This window comes from Sphingobium agri (genome assembly GCF_023051225.1).
GTDB lineage: Bacteria > Pseudomonadota > Alphaproteobacteria > Sphingomonadales > Sphingomonadaceae > Sphingobium > Sphingobium agri.
This window is the reverse complement of the sequence record NZ_JALKHS010000003.1, coordinates 115,715-126,146: the sequence shown is the minus strand read 5'-3', so window position 1 is coordinate 126,146 and position 10,432 is coordinate 115,715. Positions and strand designations below refer to the sequence as shown.

5 protein-coding genes are annotated in these 10,432 nt (G+C 58.1%); 3 read left to right on the top strand and 2 right to left on the bottom strand.

The features are described from left to right. On the top strand, nucleotides 1-228 hold a 228-nt coding region (locus MU848_RS01155), incomplete at its 5' end, for an electron transfer flavoprotein subunit alpha/FixB family protein (protein ID WP_247229678.1). A 105-nt stretch (nucleotides 229-333) separates the two neighbouring features. Here MU848_RS01155 and MU848_RS01150 read toward each other — a convergent pair. After that, a complete protein-coding gene (locus tag MU848_RS01150) occupies nucleotides 334-1,959 on the bottom strand; it encodes an AMP-binding protein (RefSeq protein ID WP_281494263.1) in 1,626 nt (541 codons plus the stop codon). Nucleotides 1,960-2,232: 273 nt separating this feature from the next. On the opposite strand from MU848_RS01150, the gene MU848_RS01145 reads away from it, so the two are divergent. Then, a complete protein-coding gene (locus tag MU848_RS01145) occupies nucleotides 2,233-5,580 on the top strand; it encodes an ATP-binding protein (RefSeq protein WP_247229675.1) in 3,348 nt (1,115 codons plus the stop codon). 75 nt (nucleotides 5,581-5,655) lie between these two features. On the opposite strand, the gene MU848_RS01140 is transcribed toward MU848_RS01145, so the two are convergent. Then, a complete protein-coding gene (locus tag MU848_RS01140) occupies nucleotides 5,656-7,557 on the bottom strand; it encodes a CocE/NonD family hydrolase (protein WP_247229673.1) in 1,902 nt (633 codons plus the stop codon). 214 nt (nucleotides 7,558-7,771) lie between these two features. Here MU848_RS01140 and MU848_RS01135 point away from each other — a divergent pair, with 214 nt between their 5' ends. Continuing rightward, nucleotides 7,772-10,090, top strand: coding sequence for a TonB-dependent receptor (locus MU848_RS01135; RefSeq protein WP_247229671.1), 2,319 nt, complete (start codon nucleotides 7,772-7,774; stop codon nucleotides 10,088-10,090). The last annotated feature ends 342 nt before the right edge of the window (nucleotides 10,091-10,432 follow it).

Here is a 10,432-nt window from a genome sequence, read left to right as displayed (position 1 = left end):
TATGTGCCGAATGACTATCAGGTCGGGCAGACGGGCAAGATCGTGGCGCCGGAAGTTTACATCGCCGTGGGCATTTCCGGGGCGATCCAGCATCTGGCGGGGATGAAGGATAGCAAGACCATCATCGCCATCAACAAGGACGAGGACGCGCCGATATTCCAGGTGGCGGACATTGGCCTTGTCGGTGACCTGTTCAAGGTCGTGCCGGAGTTGACTGGCAAGCTGTGAGGCTCTCCATCTCTCCGGCGTCTTTGAGCCCTCGTTTCTGACACAAGGGCTCAAAGGCAAAAGCCTCGGTCGATTCAAGCGGCAGGATCAGCCGCTCTTCCGGCCTTAGCTTAGCCCCTCAAACTCCTCGACCATCGCCTGCCGGATCAGATATTTCTGCACCTTGCCCGTCACCGTAGTGGGAAAAGCATCAACGATCCGTATGAACCTCGGTATCTTATAGTGGGATATCCGGTCGGCGCAGAATGCCCTTACCTCATCTTCGATCAGGCTTCTGCCCGCGCGCAATTTTATCCATGCGCAGACCTCCTCCCCCATGCGCATGTCTGGAACGCCGACAACGGATACGTCTTCGACAGCGGGGTGTTGCCGCAGAAAATCCTCGATCTCGCGGGGGTATATATTCTCCCCACCGCGAATGATCATGTCCTTTATCCGGCCGACTATGCTGCCATAGCCCGCGTCGTCCAGGACGGCGAGATCACCGCTGTGCATCCATCCGTCCGCATCGATGGCTACCGCAGTCTTCACGGGATCATTCCAATACCCCAGCATCACGGAATAGCCCCGTGTACATAATTCGCCTGGCGTCCCGCGCGGTACGATCGCGCCGTCGGCATCGATGATCTTGCATTCGAGATGCGGTTGGACCTGACCGATGGTCGTAGTCCGCCGCTCGATGGAATCTCCAGGTACGGTTTGGAAACTAACCGGGCTGGTCTCAGTCATCCCATAGGCGATCGTGACATCATGCATGTTGAGACGATCGACAACGTCCCGCATCAAGGGTTCCGGGCAAAGCGCTCCTGCCATGCACCCCGTGCGCAAGTAAGACGTGTCGGCACCATCCGTTTCCAGCCGCGCCAGGACCGCGATGAACATCGTCGGAACGCCATATAGGGCGGTACAGCGCTCTTCCGTCACCGTGCGCAGCACTGCGGCGGGATCGAACGCGCTCGATGGATAGATCATGACCGATCCATGCGTGATGGCGGCCAGATTGCCCATGACCATTCCGAAACAATGGTAAAGCGGCACCGGTATGCAGATGCGATCGCCGGATATCAGGCCCATGGCGTTGCCCACAAAATAGCCGTTGTTGAGGATCGACCGGTGGCTTAGCGTCGCGCCCTTCGGCAATCCTGTCGTGCCGCTGGTGAACTGGATGTTGACGGCGTCATCGGGCCGGATTTCCGGCTCGATCGCACGAAGCCGATCAAGGGACGGCGCCAACGATAGCAGGTCGTCAAATCGGAACCAGCCCGGACGCTGCTCTTTAGTGATGAGGATGGCCGCCTTGAGGGTCGGCAGGCGCCCTGCCTCCAACTGCCCGGGCAAGGAGCCTGCCAGTTCTGGAGCTAGCGCCTCGATCATTTCGGTATAGGCACTGCTTTTAAACCGCTCGGCCGCGACCAGCGCCCGCAGGCTGACGTTATTTATCGTATATTCGACTTCAGACAATCGATAGGCAGGATTGATGGTGACCAGGATCAGGCCGGCGCGCGCTGCCGCGAACTGCGTCAGCGTCCATTCCGCGGAGTTGGGGGACCAGATGCCAATACGGTCGCCAGGCTGTAAGCCAAGTTCCAGGAACCCCGCCGCCAGATCGTCGGCAAGAGAGAGCAAATCCCGGTAGGTCCAGCGAATATCCTGCTCCACGGAAACCAAGGCTTCGCGGACACCCCAGCGGTCGGCAGCGTGCGCAAGGGCCTGGCCGATCGTCAGGTCCATCAAGGGAGGATCTGTTCTGCCCTGGACGTAGCTCAGAGCACTCACTGTCCCAATCCCCTCAACATCACTGGCCTATTCCTCTCAGACGTCGCTGCATTTCGCAGCAATCGACCTGATTGTCGCGGAGGCCACCGCCTGTGCAAGTATGCTACCGTTAGGCCCGTGCCTGCGAGCCGCCTCACCTTTTCGTTGCTTTACGACGAAAGTCAGGCAATGCTCCTCAATCCGGGCGAGCATCGACACCGGGCAAATGGCGGAGAGGTAATGGAGACAATGAGCCGATCATCCATTGACGCGCCCAGCGTTCCCTCTCCTGGCGAACAGGAGATGCGGGCGCATCTCAATCATGTGTTGATGAGCCCTGTATTTGAGCGCTGCCCCCGCATGCGGCGATTTCTGCGCTATCTGTGCGAGGAAATGTTTGCCGGGCGCGGATCGCTGTTGAAAGAATATAATATCGGGCTTGCCGTCTTCGACAAACCACAGGATTTCGATCCCGCTACCAGTGCTACGGTCAGGGTCGAAGCAGGACGCCTCCGCCGCCTGTTGGCAAGCTACCAGATAAATCATGGACAGGCCGACACGATTTCGATTGTCATTCCCAAGGGAGGATATGTCCCCAGTTTCGAGCGCAAAGCCGAACAAGGAGCGGCACTTGCCGACAGGGAGGATGACTCGGTTGTAAACGCTGTGACTGCCAATGCGCTCTCACATATGGAATTCAGCAGAGTGACAGCTCTGTCCTGCTCTTTCCGGTTGAAGGGTATTTCGCAGCTAACCGCTGAATTCCTTGAAGAGTTCAGTCGCTTTCGCGCTTATTTTTCCTCAACTGTCGCGCAGTTGGGCGGAGTCGTCGAAAGCAGCGCGACGGTTCGACTGACCGTCTATTTCGGCTGGCCCGCCTCATTGGAAGACACTTCCGGGCGGGCGATGACGGCAGCAACGCAGATCATGGCGTATGCGCGGAATGAGTATGGCGACAATTGTGACATCCGCATCGGTATCGATACAGGGCAGGTTCTTTCAAGAACCTGCCTGGACCAGCCGCTGATATTAGGCGAGGTGCCCGCCATCTCCATGCAGATGATAGGACATGCACAATCCAACACCATCGTGGTTTCCGAAGAAACCCGTCGACATGCCCGCACCATATTTGAAGCCATTCCCGCTGGAGCGATCTTAGCGGAAAACGGCCAACAGATCCCGCTTTGGTGCCTGCTGAGCCCTAGATTTACGACAAGTTTTCTAGCGAAGAAGGACGCCGCATCGGCTGACATCATCGGAAGAGGCGCTGAGTTAGACCTCTTATGCAACCGCTGGCTTCTCGCATCCACGGGCGAAGGGCAATCCGTCCTTGTCGAAGGCGAAGCGGGGATCGGCAAATCCTGCCTGTCCGAAGCGTTGATCAAAGGATTGCGACCCAAGGGCTATCAGATTCGGCTGCAATGCTCGGCGCATCATGACAACAGCGCTCTCTATCCCGTTATCCAGTTTCTCCGGCAGTGGCTCGGAGGAGCGGATCCATCCAGCGCCACATTGAACAGATTCCTCGACAAAGTCGGTTTGGACGAGCCTGTAAACAGAGCGGTTCTTCAAATGCTCCTCGCTCAGGCGGATTTGGAAGAAGATGCAGCTCCCGCCTTCTCATCAGCCAGCGAAAAGAAGGAGAAGATGCTTCAGCTTCTGATCGCTATCCTTTCCGCCTTATGTCAGCGAAATCCAGTTGTCCTTCTCGTCGAAGATTTGCACTGGGCAGATCCCACGACGCTCGAACTGATTGGATATGCTGCGTCGGCATGCCAGGATCTACGGCTTTATCTAATCATGACGGGCAGGTCCGGCTGCTCGGCGCTGCTTGGCCCCGGACAGGCGGCTACCGTCCTGCGTCTCAACCGATTATCGCACCAGGATTGCAGCCGGATGATCGATGGCATAGCGGGAGATGCAGCCTTGCCAGCCCTGGCTCGAGACGCGATCATCGGCAAGGCCGATGGAGTGCCGCTCTACCTGGAAGAACTAACAAAGCTGATGCTCGCAGGCGGCGATCTCTCGACGGTACCTGACGGCCTCAATGATTTGCTGGCATCTCAACTTGGCTGCATGGGCTTTGCACGCCGCGTCGCGCAGGTGGTTTCCATCATAGGCCGAGACTTTCCAGCCGAAATGTTGAAAGCTCTGTTCAGCGACGAAGAGTCTCGGGCCGCCGACGCCGTGGAGCAGCTGCTGGCAGCCGGCATCCTGACGCGTAGCCGCCCCAATGGCAAAGGTCGATACGCCTTCCGCCATGCGCTGCTGCGTGACGCGGCCTACTCATCGATGATGGATGCGGATCGCAAGGACCTTCATTCACGCGCTGCCGATATACTGATCGACTGTTTCCCGGAAATCGCAGCAGATCATCCCGAAGTGATCGCCGGACATATGCGCCAGGCGGGACGCCTGGAGGAAGCGGTGTCCTTCTGGCTGGACGGCGGTCGTAGAGCGGCACAAAGATATGCGCTGGCTGAAGCTGGCGCCAACTATCGCGCTGCGATCGATGCGCTGGGATTGATTGCGCCCAGCCGGAGGCGAAGCGAGCGAGAACTGGACGCCCTGTTGGAGCTAGGCACGACTATTCGGGAAGCAGAAGGCTATTACGCCCCAGGCCTGAAGGAGGTTTATGAGCGCGCGCGTATGCTGGCGGAGGAAGTGGGACAGCCTGAAGCGCTGGCGGCGAGCCTGCATGGCATCTGGACCGTCGCGGCTGGCCAGGGGAAATGGAGGCATGCCGACCTGTTGGCGCTTGAATTCAACCAGTTCATTCATTCACTGGAAGCTAATGCCCGCCTCGAGGCCGAAGGGGGCCGCTTGCTGGGTGCCGGCGCAGCTTTCCGAGGAGACTTCGCCGGAGCCAGAACGCACTTCGAGCGCGTGATCGCGATCTATGATCCCGCGCGGCATGGCCGCAGCTTCGGCTATGATCCCGGTGTGGCGTCCGCTGCCTATCTTTCCTGGGTACATTGGCACAGCGGTAATCCCGAGCAGGGCAGACGGGAGGCCGAACATGCATTGGCCATGGCAGAAGCCCTTGGCCATCCGCCGACCTTGTCGCTGGTGCTTGTGTGGCTGCTCTTTCACGCGGTCTGCGAAAGGGACTATGGCCGTATCAAAAGCTATAATGACCGGCTTCAGGAGCTATGCTCGCAGCAGCTCTGCCGCTTCTGGCAACCTTTCGGCCGGGCATGTCGGTCCTGGGCATCCTTTCATTTGACGCGCGATCCAGCTCACCTGGATGACTTGCTGGCCCATACCAGGGCCTTTTCCGAACTCTATCTCACCTCCTGCCTGCACTTGCTCGCAGCGGATATTTGCGACGAAATGGGCTATTATGAAAAAGGGCTGCACCATACAGGCTTGGCCGCGACGTTCATGGCTGAACATGACGAGCGTATATGGGAAGCGGAATATTGGCGCTTGACCGGACAGCTGCACGCACGTTGGGGGCAGAACATAAGCAAGGCCCAGCATTGCCTGGAACAGGCGCTCGCCATAGCGCGCGAGCAAAAGGCGGTAATGCTTGAACAGCGCGCGTTCGCCGACCTGCGCGCTCTGCCGAACTCGGACATCAGCCTCGTTGCATGACCTGCCTACAGCCTGCCAGGACGAGGTGAGGTCGGATGTTTGTGAAGCGCCGTTCAGCCGCGGACTGATCCTTGATCAGCCATAAGGCAGCTGAGACAACGACATCTCTATCGGCGGCAACTCCTCGACGGGGATGGGCCGGGTGTAAAATCGTCCACTGGCGCCCGAAGGAAAAGGCGTATCAATCCATTGCCTTGGCCGGTGGGCTGGCACGATGGGCAACTCGATCGCCGATGGCCGTGCCGCATTGTGATGGATCGTCTGGTGCGCTACCCGATAATCTTTGGGCGTAGCAGTGGAAAGGTCGATGAAGTCCTGCGGATTGACCTCGCCGTTGGGATAATCGCTGCTCGAAACAACGATGCCGACACGGTGCTCCTTCTTGAACAGGTTGCTGGTCGGCGCGAGTTCGATCTCATAGCGCTCGATCGCATCGGGCGTCAGCGCTTCTGGGGCTGTGCGAGAATTCCGATAGCGCGCCCGCACCATGCCGCTAGCCAGATTGTAGGAACGACCGTCCGGGAACACGTCGATCAGTTTCACGATCCAATCACAATCCGTTGCGGATGATTGTGCGTGCAGCGTGACCCGCACCACACCTGTCACTTCCATATCCTCTTCCAGCGGAGCCGTCGTGTAGACGAGCATGTCCGGCCGATGGTCATTAGGCCGTTGGTCCGCAGGCCCGCCATGCAACGAATGTCCTCCTAGCGAAGGGATGGGATTGCGAGGGTCGCTCACATAATTGTCGGCGGGTTCGTCCGTGTCCGGGGCAGCCAGGGACAGCATCCCATCCCCGGCGGCACCGTTTGCGTGACCCTCGCTATGCAAGTAGAATAACGTCGGCTCGACATCAGGGAGAGGCCAATCCTGCTCGGCCCGCCAACGATTTTCACCCATCACATAGAGAATGACCCGATGGTCCTCCTCTTCCCCCGGCACCCCAAGGAGATGGCGATCCATCCACGCCGCCATCATAGCGACGTCGTCGACAAGGGAATTAGGAAAATGACATAACATACCATCAGCAACATGGCCCCACGGCCCGATGATTAGCCGCTGCCCCTGACGCGCTGCCTCCGTAGCGCCATGTCGAGATATATTTAGGAATGCCTCCAGCGAGTTGCGATTGAACAGGTCGTACCAACCGGTGAAATGCAGGACGGGCGTCTTCACCCGATTATATCGTGATGCCGCCTCATTATCGGCGAAGTAATCTGGATTATCCCTATTATCGAGCCAGGCGTTCCAGAATGGAAGGTGCCGGTTGATGGGCATATCCCTCAAGGCATGTCCCCGCGCGATCTCGAACGCAAGGTTGGCAGACGACATCAACATCTGCGGCGCAGCAACACCCATGGGCAGGCCCGCCACTTGGGCATCCGCACTAATCGCCGCTACCACATCCTCTCCTAACCGCGGCGCGGCGGTGAACGCCATTCCCATGGTCCAGCACAGAGCCGTGCCGTCCATGCTACCGCCCTTGTAGACCCATCCATTGTTGAACTGACTGACTGCGGGAACCTGAACGAAGGCAGCATCCACCTCATTGCCATCGGTCTGGAGGTGCAGCAACTGCGTCCCGCCCATGTAGGATTGGCCGGTGGTGCCCACCCTTCCATTGCACCAGCCCTGCTGCTTGATCCAGCCGACGGTGTCGATGCCGTCCTGCCGTTCTCCCCATCCCTCGTTCATCATCGGGTCAAACACCCCGCCCGATCCGTTCGTGCCGCGCACATCCTGCACCACGACCGCATATCCCCGCCGCGTCAGATAGGCGGGCGTGCCGAACGAACCCTGCACGAACAGCTTACTGTAAGGGGTGCGAACAATGATCACCGGATAGCGGGCATCCGGCTTCACTTGCCCCGCCTCTATCGGCAGGTAAAGGTCTGCTGCCAGATCGACGCCGTCGCGCATGGGCACTTTCAGGTCCCGAAAAACGGCTGTTTGCGCGGTCGTCAGATCCGATTGCACAATGTCACTCCATTATCTGAAGGGCGCAGCTGTGTCCCAACAGATCGGCCCGAATAGTCTCGATATAGCCGTGCCGGACGCAATTAAAACATGCAAGTTCGCTTTCTAACGGTATGCTACCTATCATTAATTGGGGCTTTGGGAGAGCCTTACAGAAAGGCCCGGAAAACGAGGGCAAGATATACCTAAAGACGCATTGGAGGGGAGTTTGAACATGTCTATCGGAAAGTGGTCGCTGTTGGCTACCGCGTCGCTGTTAACGACCGTCGCCCACGCCCAAGCCCCGCAACCGGAAAGCCAAGCTTCCAATTCCGGTACGCTGGAAGATATCATCGTCACCGCCCAAAAGCGCGCCGAACCTCTCCAGTCCGTCCCTGTCTCCGTCTCCGCCTTTAACAGCGAAACGCTGGAACATGCCCGTCTGGACAACCTGACCGGCCTTCGTGGACTTGTGCCTGGGTTCACCATCAACCGTTCCGGCGCATCAGTCGATGTTCCCCAGCTCAGCTTGCGCGGCATGTCCATCCAGGACGTACTGCCTAGCCTTGAATCCAGCATCGGGTTCACGGTGGACGGCATACCGATCGCATTCCAACGCGGGTCGCTCATGGACGCCTATGATATCCAACGTATCGAAGTGCTTCGCGGCCCCCAGGGTGTTCTGAATGGTAAGAACACAACGGGCGGCACAATCAATGTCATCCGTTCGCGGCCCGATCCCTCGGCTGATACCACCGGCAAGGTCCGCTTCACCATCGGCAGCTTCGGCGAAAATGACTATGAAGGTGTCATCATGGCGCCGATCGTCAAAGACATATTGGCGGTCAAGGGGGCCATCACGGTCCGAAAGAATAACGGCCAGTTCAAGAACATCGTGACTGGCGGACGCAACGGAGATCGGGACGCCCGCACGTTCGGATTGGCTTTCGTCGCTACGCCGAATGACAAGCTAAACATGTATCTCGCCCTGGACCGGGTTGAAAATGACAGCGATTTGCCGCCCTATTCCCAATTGCTGACACCAAATTTGATCACCTACAAGGTGCCGGGCTATTTTGGCGGCGCCAACGCGCCTTGCCTCAATCAATATACGGCCTCAATCTGTACGCCACTGACCAAGGACCGGAATGTCGTGGAATCGCGGCCATTTCCGGGTTCCTTGCGGCTGAATGCTCTGACCGGCGAAATTTCCTATCAGGCAACAGATGATGTGCGGCTGGTCAGCCTTACCGGTCTTCGCGAATTCAAGGAATTTACGCTCGGGGATTATGACTCCACGCGCTTTGCTCTGGCGCGCAATAAGAGCAAGTTGAAGGCGCACCAATTTTCAGAGGAACTGCGGTTCGAAACATCGTTCGATGGCCCCTTCAATCTCGTCGGCGGCTTCTTTTACATGAACTATGAATATACCCAGGATACCAACCTGTCGGTAGATCTCGCCGCACTGCCCCCGATTGCCACCGGATTGCCCGACTGGCTGCCGCCCGGCTTTGCCTATCTCAATTCAGTCGACGCCTATGTCACCAATCAACATAATCGATCGACGGCGCTTTTCTTCCAGGCGGATTACGATCTGACCGACCAACTGCGCTTGACTGTGGGAGGACGCCAGACCTGGGATCGCAAGAAGACCCACTATATCCTTTATTCGGCCGTACCGGGAACGGTGCGGGACATGGACGTTCTGGGACCGCTGGTAGGCGATGTATCCGCTGCTGTAAGCTTCCAGAAGTTCACGCCCAAGGTCAACGTCCAGTATAAGTTCAATCCCGATATATTGGCTTATGCGACGTACAGCCGTGGCTACAATACCGGAGGTTTCAGCGGCCGCACTGGCAATATCATAACCGCCGTCCAGCCCTATGACCCTGAAGTGATGGATGCATTTGAAATCGGGTTCAAAAGCGAACTTCTGGATCATCACATTCGCTTCAATGTCGCCGCGTTCCACAATATCCTCGACAACAAGCAAGAGAATGTCCTGCAGGTTGTCGGATCCCGCCTGTTGTCCAGCACGTTGAACGTCGCCAAGGCAAAATATACCGGCGTCGAAGCGGAACTGACCTTCGTCCCCACCCGCAACTGGACGATCCTGGCGACGGGTGGTTATCTGCACGCCAAATATTCGGAGTTCACCGGCAATCTGGGCCAAGGGGAGGCCGACCTGTCGGTACTGCGTCTGCGCCGCACGCCCAAATGGACGGCCGGTCTCGTTTCGGACTATAGCATCGATGCAGGAAGCGGAAAATTGGGCCTGAATGCTGCTCTATATTACACGTCACGCTACGAAACGGACGCGCTGAATGACCCGCGGGGATCAATTCCCCCGGTCGCCCGGGTGGATGCGGCTATTCGCTATGAACTTCCAGTTGGCGATTCCACCAAGTTGGAAATTTCCGGCTTCTTGAAGAACATCACGAACAACACGACTTACGATGGCATCACGTCTGGCGAGAGTCCCGGCTCATTGGTGGAATTTGCGAACCCGATCACCGGCCGGACATGGGGCGCTTCTCTGTCCGCGCGGTTCTGAGACGGCGCGGTCTTGAGGCTCATGCGCCTTGCCCCGGGTGGAGGGAGGTCAGCCCATCTCGTGAGCGACGCCATCTGGCATAGCGTCGCTCAGCCAACCCGTGCGTCATTGGTGGTAGCAGGCATGTTGGCATCATCGACCAGCGCGAGTTTGACAGCAGCACCTGCATTATCGAGGGACCTTCAGCACATTGCGCATGCCTTTCACCGGTTGACCGTATGATGCGGCACCACGTCGGAGCTGCCGCCGCCCGACCCCATTGGCTCTCTGGGAAGTGATCCGCCAGCCGCGGCCTGCTGTGCATAGAGCTGCGATGCCTTGAGCGCTTAATCACTGGCGAGA

Excerpts from the sequence above, each read along its gene's own strand:
- MU848_RS01145 (WP_247229675.1), top strand. The coding sequence starts at position 2,233 with ATGAGCCGATCATCCATTGACGCGCCCAGCGTTCCCTCTCCTGGCGAA.
- MU848_RS01150 (WP_281494263.1), bottom strand. The coding sequence starts at position 1,959 with ATGGACCTGACGATCGGCCAGGCCCTTGCGCACGCTGCCGACCGCTGG.
- MU848_RS01135 (WP_247229671.1), top strand. The coding sequence starts at position 7,772 with ATGTCTATCGGAAAGTGGTCGCTGTTGGCTACCGCGTCGCTGTTAACG.